The organism is Stenotrophomonas sp. LARHCG68 (assembly GCF_052871705.1).
Genome location: NZ_JBIXJV010000003.1, coordinates 443473 through 460332, shown reverse-complemented (window position 1 = coordinate 460332; position 16860 = coordinate 443473). Strand labels below are relative to the sequence as shown.

Annotated in this window: 16 protein-coding genes; 5 read left to right on the top strand and 11 right to left on the bottom strand. The window is 66.9% G+C overall.

Translation table 11 applies throughout. From position 1 onward, the window contains the following. Nucleotides 1-38: 38 nt before the first annotated feature. From ACIPR8_RS13200 to purM, 6 genes are all read right to left on the bottom strand, one after another. Entirely contained in the window at nt 39-713 is a 675-nt protein-coding gene (locus ACIPR8_RS13200; RefSeq protein WP_446541327.1) for a DUF3108 domain-containing protein, read from the bottom strand. Nucleotides 714-715: 2 nt separating this feature from the next. Beyond that, nucleotides 716-1492 (bottom strand): DUF3108 domain-containing protein, encoded by a 777-nt coding sequence (locus ACIPR8_RS13195; RefSeq protein ID WP_446541326.1) that lies wholly within the window; start codon nt 1490-1492, stop codon nt 716-718. Between the two features lie 66 nt (nt 1493-1558). Beyond that, nucleotides 1559-2218 (bottom strand): phosphoribosylglycinamide formyltransferase, encoded by a 660-nt coding sequence (gene purN, locus ACIPR8_RS13190; RefSeq protein WP_446541325.1) that lies wholly within the window; start codon nt 2216-2218, stop codon nt 1559-1561. Continuing rightward, entirely contained in the window at nt 2215-2823 is a 609-nt protein-coding gene (locus tag ACIPR8_RS13185; protein WP_446541324.1) for a DUF2238 domain-containing protein, read from the bottom strand. Before ACIPR8_RS13185 ends, purN begins: the two co-directional genes overlap by 4 nt. A gap of 43 nt (nt 2824-2866) precedes the next feature. Continuing rightward, nucleotides 2867-3310, bottom strand: coding sequence for a hypothetical protein (locus ACIPR8_RS13180; protein WP_446541323.1), 444 nt, complete (start codon nt 3308-3310; stop codon nt 2867-2869). A gap of 29 nt (nt 3311-3339) precedes the next feature. After that, entirely contained in the window at nt 3340-4398 is a 1059-nt protein-coding gene (gene purM / locus ACIPR8_RS13175) for a phosphoribosylformylglycinamidine cyclo-ligase (protein WP_132864746.1), read from the bottom strand. A gap of 97 nt (nt 4399-4495) precedes the next feature. On the opposite strand from purM, the gene ACIPR8_RS13170 reads away from it, so the two are divergent. Genes ACIPR8_RS13170 through hda form a run of 3 tightly spaced genes read left to right on the top strand, consistent with a single transcriptional unit; the run spans nt 4496 to nt 7502 of the window. Next, nucleotides 4496-5629, top strand: a complete 1134-nt coding sequence (locus ACIPR8_RS13170; RefSeq protein ID WP_446541322.1) for a DUF2066 domain-containing protein — start codon at nt 4496-4498, stop codon at nt 5627-5629. Then, nucleotides 5626-6801: an AI-2E family transporter gene (locus ACIPR8_RS13165; RefSeq protein ID WP_132864744.1), complete on the top strand. Its 1176-nt coding sequence runs from the start codon at nt 5626-5628 to the stop codon at nt 6799-6801. The genes ACIPR8_RS13170 and ACIPR8_RS13165 overlap by 4 nt, the downstream gene beginning before the upstream one ends. Beyond that, a complete protein-coding gene (gene hda, locus ACIPR8_RS13160; protein WP_192286490.1) occupies nt 6798-7502 on the top strand; it encodes a DnaA regulatory inactivator Hda in 705 nt (234 codons plus the stop codon). Before ACIPR8_RS13165 ends, hda begins: the two co-directional genes overlap by 4 nt. Before the next feature lie 217 nt (nt 7503-7719). On the opposite strand, the gene murU is transcribed toward hda, so the two are convergent. The 4 genes from murU to ACIPR8_RS13140 all read right to left on the bottom strand — a co-directional run bounded on the left by murU (nt 7720) and on the right by ACIPR8_RS13140 (nt 11339). Next, nucleotides 7720-8433: an N-acetylmuramate alpha-1-phosphate uridylyltransferase MurU gene (murU, locus tag ACIPR8_RS13155; RefSeq protein ID WP_446541321.1), complete on the bottom strand. Its 714-nt coding sequence runs from the start codon at nt 8431-8433 to the stop codon at nt 7720-7722. Continuing rightward, the gene (locus ACIPR8_RS13150; protein WP_446541320.1) at nt 8430-9440 is read right to left on the bottom strand and encodes an aminoglycoside phosphotransferase family protein; all 1011 of its coding nucleotides are present in this window, start codon (nt 9438-9440) and stop codon (nt 8430-8432) included. The genes murU and ACIPR8_RS13150 overlap by 4 nt, the downstream gene beginning before the upstream one ends. A gap of 61 nt (nt 9441-9501) precedes the next feature. After that, a complete protein-coding gene (locus ACIPR8_RS13145) occupies nt 9502-9774 on the bottom strand; it encodes a GlsB/YeaQ/YmgE family stress response membrane protein (RefSeq protein WP_313253911.1) in 273 nt (90 codons plus the stop codon). A gap of 71 nt (nt 9775-9845) precedes the next feature. Then, nucleotides 9846-11339: a M20 family metallopeptidase gene (locus ACIPR8_RS13140; RefSeq protein ID WP_446541319.1), complete on the bottom strand. Its 1494-nt coding sequence runs from the start codon at nt 11337-11339 to the stop codon at nt 9846-9848. 136 nt (nt 11340-11475) lie between these two features. On the opposite strand from ACIPR8_RS13140, the gene ACIPR8_RS13135 reads away from it, so the two are divergent. Beyond that, on the top strand, nt 11476-11883 hold the full coding sequence (locus ACIPR8_RS13135; protein WP_192287272.1) for a ComEA family DNA-binding protein: 408 nt from the start codon (nt 11476-11478) through the stop codon (nt 11881-11883). Nucleotides 11884-12474: 591 nt separating this feature from the next. On the opposite strand, the gene ACIPR8_RS13130 is transcribed toward ACIPR8_RS13135, so the two are convergent. Further along, entirely contained in the window at nt 12475-13881 is a 1407-nt protein-coding gene (locus tag ACIPR8_RS13130; protein WP_192286485.1) for a GntP family permease, read from the bottom strand. Between the two features lie 161 nt (nt 13882-14042). Between ACIPR8_RS13130 and ACIPR8_RS13125 the strand changes: the two genes are divergently transcribed. After that, entirely contained in the window at nt 14043-16283 is a 2241-nt protein-coding gene (locus ACIPR8_RS13125) for a TonB-dependent receptor (protein ID WP_446541318.1), read from the top strand. Nucleotides 16284-16860 lie beyond the last annotated feature (577 nt).

Sequence of the window (16860 nt, the reverse complement as noted above, 5' to 3'; positions counted from 1 at the left end):
CTGCGCCCGGCCCCCGAGGGGCCAGCCGCGGGCACGACTCAGTGGATCGAGCGGATGGTCAGGTCCAGCGCGTCCTTGCCGTTCTCACGCTGCAGCAGGCGCGCCGGCACCGGCATGCCGGGGACGATCCAGGCGATCTGCTCCTTGTTGCCGTCCACGCGCGACACCTTGGTGGCTTCCTGCGAGCGGCCATCGACGGTGACGTTTTCCTTGCCGATGACGCGGTAGGTCATCGGCTTGATGCGGCCGTCGTCGACCATGCGGTAGGTCAGCGGCTTGCCGGCGGCAAGGTCGCGGGCGATCGCCAGGTTGATCAGCAGGGCGTCCATGTCACCGGCGCGCAGGCTGATCGGGCCACTGCGGTCGGCCTTCACGTCACCGGTCCAGGTGGCCTGGTTAGTGTTCCAGTCATAGCGCGCGTCCACCTGCTTGCGCTTGATCAGCAGCACCGAGCGGTCATGGCTGGAGAGCGGGCGCAGCGTGCCGCCCTGTTCCTCGAACACCGTGCTCTGGCTCAGGTCGGCCATCGGGTTCTTGATCTGCAGGCTGTAGCGCCAGCGGTTGTTCGCCTCGCTGGCCAGGGTCATCACGCCATTGGCCTGCATGCCCATGTAGCTGGCCTGGTAGTTGGCGGTGAACGGCTCCAGCGCCAGGGCGGGGAGGCTGGCGATGGCCAGCACCGAGGCGGCGGCGATACGGAAGAGGGTCTTCATGCTCAGGCTCCTGTGTATTCGATCAGGCGCAGGTCGATCTCATCCTGCCCATCCTTGCGTTGCAGGATACGCACCGGCGTCGGCACGCCGTTTGCGATCCACATGATCATCTCGTCGTTGCCGCCGTTGGTGCGGTACACGCGCAGCGCGTCGTAGCTCAGCTCGCCGACCTGCACGTTCTCGGTGGCGTCGGCGGCGCGGTACTCGTGCTGGCGTACCCGGCCAACGTCGACGAAACGGTACTGCAGTGTCTTGCCGGGCATGGCATCGCGCATCAGTGACAGGTTGAGCAGCAGCGCGCTCTGGTCGCCCCGCTGCAGCGGGATCGGCTGCTGCCGTTCCTTCTTCAGGTCGCCCTGCCACTGCGCGGTGCCGGTCTGCCAGTTGTAGGTGCCGGTGACCTTTTTGCCCAGGAACAACGCCTTCTTGACCGTGCTCTGGCTCAGTGGCGTGTACACGTTGCCTTCGTTGTTGAAGACGGTGCTCTGCTCCAGGTTCAGGCCGAGCACGCTGGCGAAGCCGCGCTTGCCATGCACGCCCATGTCCACGCGCCACTGCGTGCCTTCGCCGCGCACCACCCGCATGGTGGCGTCGCCGGCTTCCTTGCCCTTGTAGAAGGCCTGGTAGGTGGCCACGAAGGGCTCCAGCGGCGGCGGGGTCCATTCCATCGCCGGCAGCGCGACGACCGTCGGCGGGACCGGCGCCTGTTCCTGCGCCTGACCTCCGGCGGTCGCCAGCAACGAGCCCAACACCAGCCATTTGAAGGGTTTGAGGGTCATGCGCAGCCGTCAGGCGAAAGGGGAGGGAGGGATCATGCCAGCACGCGGGTCAGCGCCATGTCGGGATCAGCCAGCCAGCGTGCCGTCGGAATCTAGGCGTAGCGGGCTGAGCAGGGACTGACCATCCAGCTGGATGATGCCTCCCTGTTCAGCTACGCGTCCGGCGGCCAGCAGCCGGGCGGTTGCCAGCAGCAGTGGGTGTTCGACCGCCAGCACGCGCCGGGCCAACTGCTCGGCGCTGTCGCCGGCCAGCACCGGTACCCGTGCCTGGGCGATGACGTTGCCGGCATCCAGTTCAGGAACCACGAAGTGGACGCTGGCGCCGTGCTCGGCATCCCCGGCCTCGATTGCCCGGGCGTGGGTATCCAGGCCCTTGTGCAATGGCAGCAGCGACGGGTGGATGTTGACCAGGCGGCCCTGGAAGCGTTCCACGAACGCGGCGCCGAGGATGCGCATGTAGCCGGCGCAGATGACCCAGTCGGGCCGGCAGGCGGCAAGGGCATCCCCCAGCGCGGCGTCGAAGGCCTCGCGGTTGTCGAATTCGCGCGGCGAGCGTGCCCAGCGCAGGGCTGGCGGTACCTTTCCCAGGGCGGCCGCGGCCGGTTTGTCGGACAGCACGCCGACGATCTCGGCATCCAGCTGGCCGCCGGCAATGGCGTCCAGCAGGCATTGCAGGTTGCTGCCGCGACCGGACGCCAGCACGGCGATGCGTGAACGGGTGTTCATGCAAGCGCCTTGCGGGCCAACGGCCAGACCAGCAGGCTGCCCAGCGTGGCCAGCAGCATGTCGGCATGGGCATCCCAGGGATCGCCCTGCTGGCCGTTGTAGGCCTCGGCCGCGTCGGGGGACAGCGCCAGCGCGATGCCCCATTCGAACCACTCGTAGACCAGGCTCGAGCACATGATCGTCATCACCGCGAGGGTGAAGGCGTGCCCGAAACGGAGCCGCGGCCAGGCATGGCGGACCAGCTGGACCAGCGCCGGGGTGAAGCACACCCCGTACAGGAAATGGATCAACCGGTCGAAATGGTTGCGCTTCCAGCCAAAGGCGGCGTCCGGCGACCAGCCCACCAGCGACTGCAGCCACTGGTCATAGGGAATGTTGGAGTACAGCCAGCGGGCGGCAATGCAATGGATGGCGATGAAGCCGCAGATCGCCATGAAGGCGCCATTTCCCAGGCGCCAGCGCCGGTCCACCCACCACAGGCCGGCCAGGCCAAGGATGGTCAGCGAACTGTGCAGTGACTGCTCCAGCGGCCACAACGGCTTTATCCAGGTGGCAAGGAACACCGCCAGCACGGCGCCGAAGGCGAGTTTCTTCGCGGTGTTCATGCGAGGCGGCCCCGCAGCGGGGAAGGCAGCGACAGGACAGGGTTCAAGCAAAGGCCGCCTTGACCTGGGGGCGCAACAGTACGATCAGGGTGAATACACCGAGGACCGTGCCGAACGGCATCATCATGCAGGAGATGCCGGCCACCACCAGGCACAAGGTATGGCGCCGGCGCTGCGCCAGGCAGCGCCCGGCGTAGACCATGAAGCCGGCCAGGGTCAGCCCGCAGGTGATGAAGATGCCGGCGAAGGCGACGAAGAACCAGCCGACCAGCTGCGGCTCGAGCTCCGCGTTGGGGTTGCTCGCGTCCACCGGCAACTTGCCCGACACCATGGCCAGCCCCAGCACCAGGTGCAGGACGGGGAACAGCGAGAACAAGCCGGTGAACCCCGCCAGCACGTAGTGGAAGATCGACAGCAGGCGCAGGTGGTTGGCGTCCTCTGCGGGCAGGTCGAGTGGCGGCGGAACGGGGGCGTTCACTGCGTCCATGAGTGGCACCTTGTGGGTCGGGAGGGGCTTCAGCCGATGCGCACGCGTTCGGTGCCGGTGGCCGCGACCACCTCGCCGATCTGCCAGTGCGCCAGTTCCAGGGCGTCGAGCGAGGCGTTGATGGCGGCGACCTGGTCGGCCGGCACCAGCAGCACGAACCCGATGCCGCAGTTGAAGGTACGCCACATCTCGCTGTCGGCGACGTTGCCTTCGCGCTGCAGCCACTGGAACACCGGCGGCAGCGTCCAGCTGCGCGCGTCGATGTCCAGGCCCAGGCCTTCGGGTACCACGCGGATGATGTTCTCGGTCAGGCCGCCACCGGTGATGTGGGCCATGCCGTGGATGGCGGTGCCGTGTTCCTTGAGCAGCGACAGCAGCGGCTTGACGTACAGGCGGGTCGGCGCCATCAGCGCATCGACCAGCTTCACGCCGTTCTCCAGCACCAGCTCGGCCGGGCTGCCGGCACGCTCGTAGATGCGGCGGACCAGCGAGTAGCCGTTGGAGTGCGGGCCGGAGGAGGCGATGCCGATCAGCACGTCGCCCTGCTGCACGGCCGAGCCGTCCTTCAGCTCGCTCTTTTCCACGGCCGCGACGGTGAAACCGGCCAGGTCGTATTCGCCCGGAGCGTACATGTCCGGCATTTCGGCGGTTTCGCCTCCGATCAGGGCGCAACCGGCTTCGGTGCAGCCATTGGCGATGCCGCCCACCACCGCGGCGGCGGTGTCGATGTCCAGCTTGCCGGTGGCGAAGTAATCCAGGAAGAACAGCGGCTCGGCGCCCTGCACCAGCACGTCGTTGACGCACATGGCGACCAGGTCGATGCCGATCGTGTCATGGCGGCCCAGCTGCTGGGCCAGCTTCAGCTTGGTGCCGACGCCGTCGGTACCGGACACCAGCACCGGCTCGCGGTACTTGTTGGACAGGTCGAACAGGGCGCCGAAGCCGCCCAGCCCGCCCATCACCTCCGGGCGGAAGCTGCGCTTGACCAAGGGCTTGATGCGCTCCACCAGTTCATTGCCCGCGTCGATGTCGACACCGGCGTCACGGTAGGTGAGGGGAGAGTTGGCGGAAGTCGGGGTGCTGGTCACGGTCGGCTGCGCTGGCGGGGTGAACGGTCGATTTTAACAGGCCACGTTGGCGCGAAGGCCCCATTCGGGCAACAATTCCCCCCGGAACCGTCGAGCAATGGAATATTCAATGCGTCGCAGCCTGGTCACAATCCTGTTTCTGGCGCTCTGCCTGCCCTTGGGCGGCGGTGCGCTGGCCCAGTCGGGCATGCGTACCGAAGGGGACGTCGCCAATGCCAGCGGCACCTACGAGGCCGAAGTGCCGGTCAACAGCCAGAGCGACGCCGACCGCGGCGGTGCGCTGGCGCGCGCGCTGGGCGCGGTGCTGGGCAAGTTGTCCGGTGACCGCGCCGCGATGACCCGCCCGGGCGTGGCGCAGGCGCTGCGCAGCGCCAAGGACATGGTCGAGAGCTACGACTACCGCCAGGACCAGAGCGTCGGCGCCAGCGGTGCGCCGAGCTACCGGACCATGCTGGTCGCGCGCTTCCGCCAGGACGATGTGGACGGGCTGGTCGCCGCGCTGGGCCTGCCGGTCTGGCCGCAGCCACGGCCCAAGCCGGTGATCTGGCTGGCCATCGACGATGGCAGCGGCCCGCGCCTGGTCGGCACCCAGCAGGCCAATGCGGCCCGCCCGTTGCTGGACCGCGCGATCGAGCGCGGCTACCGGCTGGGACTGCCGGCCGGCGGCGCCGCCGAGCAGGCGCTGGTCGGCGCGATCTGGCGCCAGGACACCACCGCGGTCGCACGCGCCTCGGCGCGCTACGCGCCGCCGATGCAGCTGGTGGGCAAGCTCTACCGCGCCGGCGGTGGCGGTTGGCAGGCCGATTGGGTGTTCGTCGACAACGGCCGCGAACTGTCCAAGTGGACCACCCGTGATGGCGATGCCCGCCGCGCGATGGCCGGTGGCGCCGACGGTGCCGCCGATGCGTTGGTGCGTCGCTATGCCAAGGCCCCGGTGGCCGGCGCGGCGGGCACGTACCGCATCGCGATCAACGGCATCCGCGGTGCCGACGACTACCTGCGGGCGGCCTCCGCGCTGCAGGGCGCGGCCGTGGTCAAGTCGATCATCCCGGTCCAGGCCAACGGTGACCGGCTGGAGCTGGACGTGGAGCTGATGACCGGCCTGCCGGGCCTGAACCGCATGCTGGGCCAGAATTCGCCGCTGCAGCCGGTTGGCCAGGCGGTCCAGGACGGCGATGCGACCGAAGGCACCGACACCGGCAGCAAGCAGGGCGAGTACCGCATTCGATGAGCACCGAAACCCCGGAAGCAGAAATCGCACTGTTCCTGCGCCGCCTGAAATGGATGGTGCTCTCCGCGTTCGGCTTGTGGGTGATGTGGCTGCTGGCGCCGATCCTGACCCCGTTCGTGGTCGCGCTGATGCTGGGTTGGCTGGGCGACCCGCTGGTGGACCGGCTGGAGGCACGTGGCCGCTCGCGCAATACCGCGGTGGTCATGGTGTTCGCGCTGATGGTGCTGTTGCTGGTGTTGGCGCTGCTGATCCTGGTGCCGATGATCGAGCGCCAGATCACCACCTTGGTGGCCGCGTTGCCGCAGGGCCAGGCCTGGTTGATGGGCACGGCGATCCCGTGGATCGAGGCCAAGACCGGCCTTGAGCTGATGGGCTGGCTGGACCCGGACCGCCTGATCGATTGGATCCGCAGCCACTGGCAGCAGGCCGGCGGCGTGGCCAGCACCTTCTTCGGCTACCTGTCGCGCTCGGGTTTCGCGATGGTGGCCTGGGTGGTCAACCTGGCGCTGCTGCCGATCCTGGCGTACTACTTCCTGCGTGACTGGGACAAGCTGGTGGAGCGGGTGGCGTCGGTGATCCCGCGCAACCACATCGAAACCGTCTCGCGGTTGGCCAAGGAATCGGACGAGGTGCTCGGGGCGTTCATCCGCGGGCAGATCGCGGTGATGATCGCGCTGGGCGTGGTGTATGCGGTGGGCCTGTCGGTGGTGGGGCTCAAGCTGGGCCTGCTGATCGGCATCGTGGCTGGCCTGATCAGTTTCATCCCGTACCTGGGCGCGACCACCGGCGTGGTCATGGCGGTGCTGGCCGCGCTGGTGCAGGCGCAGGGGTTCGACCTGAAGCTGCTGGTGCTGGTGGGCGTGGTGTTCACCGTCGGCCAGCTCTTGGAAAGCTACGTGCTGACCCCACGTATCGTCGGCGACAAGATCGGCCTGCACCCGGTGGCGGTGATCTTCGCGGTGATGGCCGGTGGCCAGTTGTTTGGTTTCCTGGGGATGCTGCTGGCCCTGCCGGCGGCAGCCGTGATCAACGTGCTGCTGCGCTACGCGCACGAACGTTATCGCCAGAGTGAGTTGTACGCAGGCCATGGGCCGACGATCGTGCTGGACCCGCGGAGCAGTGATGCCCCGACGGAACTGGCCATCGTGTCGAAGGATGTAGAACCGAAGTGAGTGTGCCGCAGTTGCCGCTGGCCTTGCGCTATCCGCCTGACCAGCGATTCGAGACGTTCATCGGCGCGCCGGATGGCGCGCTGGCCCAGTTGCGCGCGCTTGCCGTCGGCAGCAGCCACGACTGGATATTCCTTGCCGGTGCCGGTGGCACCGGCAAGACGCATTTGTCGCTGGCCACCTGTGCCGCCGCGCTGGAAGCCGGGCGTCGCCCGGCCTACCTGCCGCTGCAGGCGGCCGGCAAGCGCCTGGACGAGGCGCTGGAAGCCCTGGAAGGCCATGACGTGGTGGCGCTGGACGGGCTGGAGTACATCGCCGGCCGTCGCGAGCAGGAAGTCACCCTGTTCGAGTTCCACAACCGCGCGCGCGCGGCCGATGTGACCCTGCTGTACACCGCGCGCTGCACGCCCGACGCGCTGGGGCTGGTGCTGCCGGACCTGCGCTCGCGGCTGTCGCAATGCGGGCGCATCATGCTCGACCCGCTCGACGACGAAGGCCGCGCGGCGGTGCTGCGCGAGCGTTCGGTGCGGCGTGGGCTGGTGATGGATGAGGCCACGCTGGACTGGCTGCTGAACCGCACCGGCCGCGACCTGAGCGGGCTGGTGACGCTGTTGGAGAAACTGGACCGCGAATCGCTGGCGGCCAAGCGGCGCATCACCGTACCGTTCCTCAAGCGCGTGCTGGAAGCGGGTAGCGGCGAGTAAGCCCGGCCGCCTGGGCTGGGATGGAACTCCCGTGTTGTTGTTCTATTGGTCGTTGGAGCGCGCACCCCTCCCCAGCCCTCCCCTTCGCTGTGCGAAAGGGATGAGGTGATTTCGCGCGGTCGAACAGATGGCAGCGAAACCCGCTCTTGCCCCCTGCCTTTCGCGCAGCGAAGGGGAGGGGTAAGCGCTCTGCCACGCCACTGCCGCAACGCGAGTCTCAGCCGCCAGTGCCGCGCAGCCGCGCATCCAGTTGCTGCAGCCGCTGCGGCGTACCCACATCGGTCCAGGCACCGGCATGGTGCTGGCCGCTGACCGCTTCCAGCGCCATCGCCGCACGCAGCAACGGCGCCAGCTTGAAACGTGGTGGCACCGCGTCGCTGCCTTGGACATCACCAATCACGGTTTGCCAGTCCTGCAGCAGTGACGGCCGGTACAGGCCGATCCCGGCGAAGGTCAGCCGTGGGGCATCACCGTCGTCGCGCAGTTGGCCGTCCTGGCCAAGGATGAAATCGCCGCGCGGATGATGCTCGGGGTTGTCGACCATCACCAGGTGCGCCAGGCCCGCCAGCGTGGACGGCAACCGCGCGAAATCGAAATCGCTCCAGATATCGCCATTGACCGCGATGAACGGCGCATCGCCGAGCAGGGGCAGTGCGTTGCACATGCCGCCGCCGGTCTCCAGTGGCGTTGGGCCTTCGTAACTGAAATGCAGGCGCAGACCCCAGCGGCTGCCATCGCCCAGCTGCTGCGGGAACTGCTCGGCCAGCCAGCTGGTGTTGATCACCACCTCGTCGATCCCCAATGCGGCCAGGCGCTGCAGGTGCCATTCGATCAATGGTGTGTCGGCGACCGGCAGCAGCGGCTTGGGCGTGTGGTCGGTCAGCGGGCGCATGCGTTCGCCCAGGCCGGCGGCAAAGATCAGCGCCTTCATGCCTCGCCCTTGGCAGCCAGGGCAGGCTTGATGCGGCGCTCGAACAGGTCGTGCAGCGGGGCCAGCTCCGGATGGCGTGGCAGCACTTCGTCCAGGTAGCGGAGGAAGCGCGGTGCGTCGGCGTAGTAGTGCGGCTTGTGGTCGCGGTCGCGCAGGCGCACGAACAGGCCCAGGATCTTGAGGTGGCGCTGCACGCCCATCCAGTCGGCATCGCGCAGGAACAACGGCCACGGTCGCACCGGCAGGCCGGCTTCCTGCGCGCGGGCGTGGTAGCGCGCCAGCCAGCCATCCACGCGTGCCAGCGGCCAGCTCAGGAACGCGTCCTTGAACAGGCTGGCCGGGTCGTAGGCGATCGGCCCGCGCACCAGGTCCTGGAAATCCAGCACCGCCAGCGTGTCGCCGACCGGCATCAGGTTGCGCGGCATGAAGTCACGGTGGGTGAGCACCTGCGGCTGGTCGAGCGCGTTGTCCATCAGGCGGCGCTGGACCCGCTGAAGCCGGTCGACCTCTGCACAGTCCAGTTGCAGGCCAAGGTGCTTGCGCAGGAACCATTCGTCGAACAGGCCGGCATCGCGTTGCAACAGCGCTTCGCCGAACACGCCGAGCCCCTCCGGGACCGGGATCGACTGCAGCCGGATCAACTGGTCGAAGGCCGCCTCGAACCAGGCATCGGCGTTGTCTTCGTTGATGTGGCGGGCGAGGGTGGGCACGCCGAGGTCTTCCAGCAGCAGGAAGCCGTTGTCGACGTCGCGGGCAAGCACCTGCGGCACCCGCACGCCATGCGGGGCGAGCAGGTCATGCATGCGCAGCCAGGGCGTGACGTCTTCCAGCCCAGGCGGCGAATCCATCACGATGTGGCTGCCGCGTGCGCCGGTGGCACGCCAGTAGCTGCGGAAGCCGGCGTCGACCGAGGCGCGCTCCAGCGCGGCATCGGCATCGCCCAGGGCGGTACGTGCCCAGTGCAGGCGCTGCTGCGCGCGCAGCGGGTCGGTAGCGGGATCGGTCATGGACGGGTGCGTCAAAACGGCGCCTTGCGACGCCGGGAACCAGGGAATGCGGCGGGAAGGCTCAGCGCTTGTTGCCGCTGATCAGCCGCAGCAGGGCGAGGATGGCGACTGCACCGATGATGGCGCCGAGGAAGCCGGCCGGCTGTCCCGCCGAGTACCAGCCCATCTCGCGGCCGAACCAGCCAGCGAACACGGCACCAGCAATGCCGAGCACGATGGTCAGCAGGCAGCCCATGCGGTTGTTGCCGGGCATGAAGAACCGCCCCAGCAGGCCGACGAAGAAGCCGATCAGGATGATGTACAGCCAGCTGTCACTGCCAAACAGTCCGCTCATGTGCGTGCCTGCCAGAAGGAAAGACGCAGCCTAGCAAGGCCGGGCTGCGTCCGTCATCAAGCCGGCCGGGCTCAGCAGCAGCCGTGGCCGCCGTGGCGGGTGCCGCTGTCGGCATGCACCTTGGAGCCGCTGGTCTCGCCGCGCAGGCTGGCCGCGTGGTGGTCGAACAGCACCTTGGACACGCACGAGGTCACGCGCTTGCCCATCGGGATGTGCAGGAACTCGTTCGGGCCGTGCGCGTTGGAGTGCGGGCCGAGCACGCCGGTGATCATGAACTGCGCGCCCGGGAACTTCTCGCCCAGCATGCCCATGAACGGGATCGAGCCGCCTTCGCCCATGTACATGGCCGGCTTGCCGAAGAAGGCCTGGCTGGCGTCGTCGATGGACTTCTCCAGCCACGGCGCCATCGCCGGCGCATTCCAGCCGGTGGAGGCCTTTTCCAGGTCCAGGCTGACGTGCGCGCCGTTCGGCGGGTCACGCAGCAGCGCTTCCTTGAGCAGCTCGCCGCAGGCCTTGCCGTTGGCGGTCGGCGGCAGGCGCAGCGACAGCTTCACCGCCGTTTCAGGGCGCAGCACGTTGCCGGCCGATTCCAGCGGCGGCATGCCACCAATGCCGGTCACCGACAGCGCCGGGCGCCAGGTGCGGTTGAGCACCAGCTCGGTCAGGTCGTCGTTCATCGGCTTGAGGCCATCGACCAGCGGGAACTTGTCGAAGATGGCGGTATCGACCACCTCGGCGGCGCGCTTGGCCTGCTCCAGGCGTTCGGCCGGGATCTCGGTGTGCAGGCCGTCGAGCAGGATGCGCCCGGTCTTTTCGTCCTCGATGCGCGACAGCAGCTGGCGCAGCAGGCGGAAGCTGGACGGCACCACGCCGGAGGCATCGCCGGAGTGCACGCCCTCGTTGAGCACCTTCACGGAGAAGTTGCCGCCGGTCAGGCCGCGCAGCGAGGTGGTGCACCACAGCTGGTCGTAGTTGGCGCAGCCCGAATCCAGGCAGACCACCAGCGACGGCTGGCCGATGCGGTCGGCCAGGTGGTCGACGTAGGCCGGCAGGTCGTAGGAGCCGGATTCTTCGCAGGCTTCGATCAGGATCACGCAGCGGGCGTGGGGCAGGCCCTGCTCCTGCAGGGCGAGCACGGCGGCCAGCGAGCCGAAGATGGCGTAGCCGTCATCGGCGCCACCGCGGCCGTACAGCTTGTCGCCGCGCAGTACCGGCTTCCACGGGCCGAGGTCGTCGTCCCAACCGGTCATTTCCGGCTGCTTGTCCAGGTGGCCGTAGAGCAGCACGGTGTCGTCGCCCGTCTCCGGGCCGGTGGCCGGGATTTCCAGGAAAATCAGCGGGGTACGGCCTTCCAGGCGCACCACTTCAACCTGCAGGCCGGGGATCTTCTGCGCCTTGGCCCAGTTCTCCATCAGGCCCACGGCCTGGTCCATGTAGCCGTTGGCGACCCAGTTGGCGTCGAACATCGGCGACTTGTTGGGGATACGGATGTAATCGACCAATTGCGGGACGATGTCGTTGTCCCACTTGTCGCTGAGAAATTGGCCGATCTTGGCGCTGTCCATCTGGATCTCCGGTAGCAATGTCAGGTGCAACCATTCTACGCCCGCTGCCCTTGAATGGGCCTTGTAGGGGTTTTCCTACAAGACGTCGGGATGTTCGCCGGCTGTGTAAACGAGGCGTGACGGATAGCCTATGTTCATGTGGTGCGGAACACTTGTTCCACCGGCGGGAATGCCGGGGAGCGGTCCCAAACCACAAGGAGTAGTGATGAAGCTTTTCACCGTGATGCTGAAGTCACTGGTTCTGGCGTTGGTGTTGACCCTATCGGCGAAAGCCACGGACAAGGTCGATATCAACACCGCCTCCGCGGCGGAGCTGGATCAGGTGATGGTGAATGTCGGCCCCTCAAAGGCGCAGGCAATCATCGATCATCGACAGGCAAACGGCCCCTTCAAGAGTGTCGAGGAACTGGCGCTGGTGAAGGGAATCGGGCTGAAGACGGTCGAACGGAATCGAGACCTGATCGAGGCGAGGGCTGGAGCTGCCCCCGCCGACAGCAGGAGGCCGGCAGGAACACCGGCAGTCAAACCGATCGAAAGGCGCTGACAAGGACGTGACTTATTCGTGTTCCGCCAGGAGGGCGGACCACCAGGAACCCAAAAGGGCCAGGACGCTGGGGATAGGCAGGACGCCAACAGGGAAGTGAGATCGCCCGGTGTTGCACAGTGACGTGCAGCCGGGCGTTCTTTTTTGGGCTTGGTTAGAGCAGAAGGCGCCTCGTGGGGCGCCTTTCTCGTGTCTGGAATATTGCATGCTGGAATGCTGCAGGAAAGGCGTGGCTTGTTGCCAATCCGGGCATCCCTTCGCAATCCTCCGGAGCAAACCTCCGGCCCTGCGTCATGGCCATTGGCGTTCATCCGGCCGCATGCCAAAGGCGTGCAAACGGTCCTCTACCTGCATTCTGCGGCGCGAACAGTGGCGAGCAATTGGCTTCCGCCATTGCCTTTGCTGTTCTGCTCCTTTCCTGCCGTGCAGCGAAGGGGAGGGTTGGAGGGGGCGCTTTGAGCGCTGGCGGTGATGGCCGCCGCCGCGAGCCGCAAGAGGTTCAGGGCCAGAGCGGGCAATGACATGGCGCTGCGATCACATGGCAGCCTTTCCGAGTTCCGAGTTCCGAGTTCCGAGTTCCCTGTTCCGGTATCAAACCAGCCCGGTCATGTAATACACCGCGATGATCGCGAATACCGCCAGGGTCTTGATCAGGGTGATGGCGAAGATGTCCTTGTAGGACTGGCGGTGGGTCAGGCCGGTGACGGCCAGCACGGTGATCACCGCGCCGTTGTGCGGCAGCGTGTCCATGCCGCCGGAGGCCATGGCCGCTACGCGGTGCAGGACTTCCATCGGGATGCCCGCGGCGTGCGCATTGGCGATGAAGCTATCGGCCATCGCGGCCAGCGCGATGCTCATGCCGCCCGAGGCCGAGCCGGTGATGCCGGCCATGGCGGTGACCGACACCGCTTCGTTGACCAGCGGGTTGGGGATCGCGCCCAAGGCGTTGGAGACCACCAGGAAGCCGGGCAGGGCGGCGATGACCGCGCCGAAGCCGTACTCCGAGGCGGTGTTCATCGAGGCCAGCATGGCGCCGCCGATGGCCGACTTGGTGCCTTCGGCGAAGGCCGTGACCACGGGTTTCCAGGCGAAGGCGATGACGCTGAGGATGCCGAGCAGCAGCGCCCCCTGTACCGCCCAGATAGCGGCCATCTTGGAGACCTCCTGCACCACCGGGGCCGGATTGCCGATGACCGCCGGCAGGAAGGACTGGGTTTCACCGTAGAAACCGGGGATCCAGCGGGTGAACAGGAAGTTGGAGACGCCGACCAGGATCAGCGGCAGGATCGCCAGCAGCGGGTGGGCCAGCTTGTCGCCACGGAAGGCCTCCGGCTCGTTGCGCAGCTCCTCGCCGGTGCCGGCATAGCCTTCGCCTTTGGCGATGGCGGTACGGCGGCGCCATTCCAGGTAGCTCATGCCCAGCAACATGATCACCACGGTGCCGATCACGCCCAGCCATGGGGCGGCCCAGCTGTTGGTGCCGAAGAAGGCCGACGGAATGATGTTCTGGATCTGCGGCGTGCCCGGCAGGGCATCCATGGTGAAGCTGAAGGCCCCCAGCGCGATGGTGCCGGGGATCAGCCGCTTGGGGATGTTGCTCTGGCGGAACAGCTCGGCCGCGAACGGGTAGACCGCGAACACCACCACGAACAGCGACACGCCGCCGTAGGTCAGCACGGCGCAGACCAGCACGATCGACAGCATCGCGCGCTGGGCACCGACCAGCTTGATGGTGGCGCTGACGATGGACTTGGAGAACCCGGAAATCTCGATCAGCTTGCCGAACACCGCGCCGAGCACGAACACCGGGAAGTACAGCTTGAGGAAGCCGACCATCTTGTCCATGAACAGCCCGGTGAACATCGGCTGGACCAGGGTCGGGTCGGTCAGCAGCACCGCGCCCAGCGCGGCCACCGGGGCGAACAGGATGACGCTGTAGCCGCGGTAGGCCACGAACATCAGGAAGCACAGGGCCGCCAATACGATCAGAAACGACATCCACGGCTCCCCGGCCAATACGTTGCCGGCGAGTATCGGGACGCGCGGGCGGCCGGCCCACTGTACGAAGGGACGATACGCGGCCGGCTAACGCGTCGTTAACGTGCGCAGCATGGCGGCATCCCATTGCCGCTGCGTCATACCCGGGAGGAGGGAGACCAATGAAGCGCAAGTATCTGAGCATGGCCATCGGCGGCATTCTGCTGGCGCCGGCCGCATTCGTGCAGGCCCAGGAGCAGCAGGCCACGGCGGCGGGCACCCAGGCCACGCAGCTGGACGAAGTGACCGTGACGGCACGCCGTCGCAGCGAGTCCATCCAGGACGTACCGGTGGCGGTGAGCGCCTTCGGTGAGGAGCAGATCAAGGACCTGCAGGCCTCGACCGTGGAGGGCCTGCAGGGCGCGGTGCCGAACATGAACATCGCCCAGGGCCGTGGCTCGGCCAACAGCGTCAACGTGTTCATCCGTGGCATCGGCCAGCCGGATGCCCTGCAGACCTTCGACCCGGGCGTGGGCATGTACGTCGATGACGTGTACTACTCGCGCATCAACGGCGCGCTGTTCTCGCTGTTCGACATCCAGCAGTTGGAAGTGCTGCGTGGCCCGCAGGGCACGCTGTACGGCAAGAACTCCACCGGCGGCGCGATCAAGCTGACCACCAAGAACCCGTTCGACAACGAGGGCGGCGCGGTGGAAGTGACCGCCGGTGACTACGGTCGCCTGGAAGGCCGCTTCTACGTGTCCGGCCAGCTGAGCGATACGGTGGCCGGCAGCATCGCCGGTGCCAAGATCACCAACGACGGCTACGTGAAGGACGCCGACACCGGCAAGCGCTACAACGACGACGACACCGAAGCGCTGCGCCTGAAGCTGGCCTTCAAGCCGATCGACAACTTCAGCGCGGTGCTGTCGCTGGATACCACCAAGCAGGATGCGGCGCTGACCCTGGGCCGGCCGATGGCCAACCTGGTCCAGACCAGCCTGGCGCCGGGCGGCGCGATCGTGCTCAAGCCGGGTGAAACCGGTGAATGGAACCGTCGCGCGCGGACCTCGTTCGACGATGGCCAGGGCCAGTACCTGAAGCACTCCGGTGCGTCGCTGGCGATGGATTGGGACATCAACGAGCAATGGACGCTGAAGAGCATCAGCTCCTACCGCAAGCTCAAGACCGAGTCGTACATCGACATCGATGCGTCCGAGTATGAGCTGGGCGACGTGCTGGTGGCGCTGGACCAGAACCAGAAGAGCCAGGAATTCCAGCTCCATTACGACAATGGTTCCAACCTGCATGCCACCTTCGGCGCGTACTACATGAAGGAGAACGTGCCGTCGTACCAGGAGGCGTATGCCGATGACCTGTTCTCGTTCCTGGGCGCCAAGGTGCCGTTCCTGCGCACGATCGACGACGACCTGACCACCACCTCGACCGCCGCCTTCGCCCACGTGAACTGGGAGTTCGTGCCGAGCTGGACCGTGGCCGCCGGCGTGCGCTGGACCAAGGACAAGAAGGACTACGAGCGTTCCACCAGCACGTTCTGGGGCGCGCCGTTCGCTGGCCTGAATGGCACCGTGGCCTTCGATGCAAAGGCATCGTGGACCGCCGTGACCCCGTCGATCAGCCTGCAGAAGGCCTTCAGCGACAACCTGATGGGCTATGTGTCGGCCAACCGCGGCTTCAAATCGGGCGGCTTCAATGGTCGCGCCAACACCGTGTATGACACCGAGCATGCCAAGTTCGATCCGGAATACGTGTGGACCTACGAGCTGGGCCTGAAGGGCAGCTCGGCCGACCACCGCTTCCGCGGCAGCGCGGCGGCGTTCTACAGCAACTACAGCGACTTCCAGGCCCGTGTGTCGCAGGACGTGGGCACCTTCCCGGTGTTGAACGCCGCCAAGCTGAACATCAAGGGCATCGAGCTGGAAGGCAGCGCGCTGCTGGGTGAGTCCACCACGCTGAGCGCGCAGGTGGGCTGGATGGACGCCAAGTACGACAAGTTCGAGGACTTCCGCCTGGATCCGTCCTACCCGGGCTTCGACCCGAACGTCAGCCACGCGCACGTGCCGTTCTCGCCGGACTGGACCGCGCGCGTGGCACTGCAGCACGTGTTCCCGCTGGGTGACAGCGGCAGCCTGACGCTGGGCGGCGACGTGTCCTACCGCAGCGAGACCTGGCTGTCGGTGGACAACCGTGCCGTGTTGAGCCAGGACGCGTACACGCTGCTCGGCGCCTACGGCGTGTGGGATTCGCCGCAGATGAGCTGGCAGGTGCGTGCGGGCGTGCGCAACCTGACAGACAAGCAGTACATGACCGAAGGCCAGGAGTTTGCCAGCGTGGGCAACATCCAGACCGCGTACTACGGTCTGCCGCGCAACTGGTATGTGTCGGTGCGTTACAACTTCTGATGCAGCGCCAGGGCCGGTGACGGCACCGGGACGCGAATCGAAGCAGAAGCGATGGCCCTTCCCGCAGTAGCGGGAAGGGCCTTGTTCGTTCTTGGGTACGTGTGCCAGAGCGGCCCTCACCCCAACCCCTCTCCCGCCTGCGGGAGAGGGGCTTCAAAGCCACAGCCGAAGCAAACCTGAGCCCCTCCCTCCCGCCTGCGGGAGAGGGGCTTCAAAGCCACAGCCGAAGCAAACCTGAGCCCCTCTCTCCCCCCTGCGGGAGAGGGGCTTCAAAGCCACAGCCGAAGCAAACCTGAGCCCCTCCCTCCCGCCTGCGGGAGAGGGGCTTCAAAGCCACAGCCGAAGCAAACCTGAGCCCCTCTCTCCCGCCTGCGAGAGAGGGGCTTCAAAGCCACAGCCGAAGCAAACCTGAGCCCCTCTCTCCCCCCTGCGGGAGAGGGGCTTCAAAGCCACAGCCGAAGCAAACCTGAGCCCCTCTCTCCCGCCTGCGAGAGAGGGGCTTCAAAGCCACAGCCGAAGCAAACCTGAGCCCCTCTCTCCCACCTGCGGGAGAGGGGCTTCAAAGCCACAGCCCAGG

Bases quoted from the DNA above. Each gene is read 5' to 3' on its own strand.
- ACIPR8_RS13135 (WP_192287272.1), top strand. From the start codon at position 11,476: ATGTGGTGCGGAACACTTGTTCCACCGGCGGGAATGCCGGGGAGCGGT.
- ACIPR8_RS13185 (WP_446541324.1), bottom strand. From the start codon at position 2,823: ATGAACACCGCGAAGAAACTCGCCTTCGGCGCCGTGCTGGCGGTGTTC.
- ACIPR8_RS13125 (WP_446541318.1), top strand. From the start codon at position 14,043: ATGAAGCGCAAGTATCTGAGCATGGCCATCGGCGGCATTCTGCTGGCG.
- ACIPR8_RS13130 (WP_192286485.1), bottom strand. From the start codon at position 13,881: ATGTCGTTTCTGATCGTATTGGCGGCCCTGTGCTTCCTGATGTTCGTG.
- ACIPR8_RS13145 (WP_313253911.1), bottom strand. From the start codon at position 9,774: ATGAGCGGACTGTTTGGCAGTGACAGCTGGCTGTACATCATCCTGATC.
- ACIPR8_RS13200 (WP_446541327.1), bottom strand. From the start codon at position 713: ATGAAGACCCTCTTCCGTATCGCCGCCGCCTCGGTGCTGGCCATCGCC.
- purN (WP_446541325.1), bottom strand. From the start codon at position 2,218: ATGAACACCCGTTCACGCATCGCCGTGCTGGCGTCCGGTCGCGGCAGC.
- ACIPR8_RS13180 (WP_446541323.1), bottom strand. From the start codon at position 3,310: ATGGACGCAGTGAACGCCCCCGTTCCGCCGCCACTCGACCTGCCCGCA.
- ACIPR8_RS13150 (WP_446541320.1), bottom strand. From the start codon at position 9,440: ATGACCGATCCCGCTACCGACCCGCTGCGCGCGCAGCAGCGCCTGCAC.
- murU (WP_446541321.1), bottom strand. From the start codon at position 8,433: ATGAAGGCGCTGATCTTTGCCGCCGGCCTGGGCGAACGCATGCGCCCG.
- ACIPR8_RS13140 (WP_446541319.1), bottom strand. From the start codon at position 11,339: ATGGACAGCGCCAAGATCGGCCAATTTCTCAGCGACAAGTGGGACAAC.
- ACIPR8_RS13165 (WP_132864744.1), top strand. From the start codon at position 5,626: ATGAGCACCGAAACCCCGGAAGCAGAAATCGCACTGTTCCTGCGCCGC.
- ACIPR8_RS13170 (WP_446541322.1), top strand. From the start codon at position 4,496: ATGGAATATTCAATGCGTCGCAGCCTGGTCACAATCCTGTTTCTGGCG.
- ACIPR8_RS13195 (WP_446541326.1), bottom strand. From the start codon at position 1,492: ATGACCCTCAAACCCTTCAAATGGCTGGTGTTGGGCTCGTTGCTGGCG.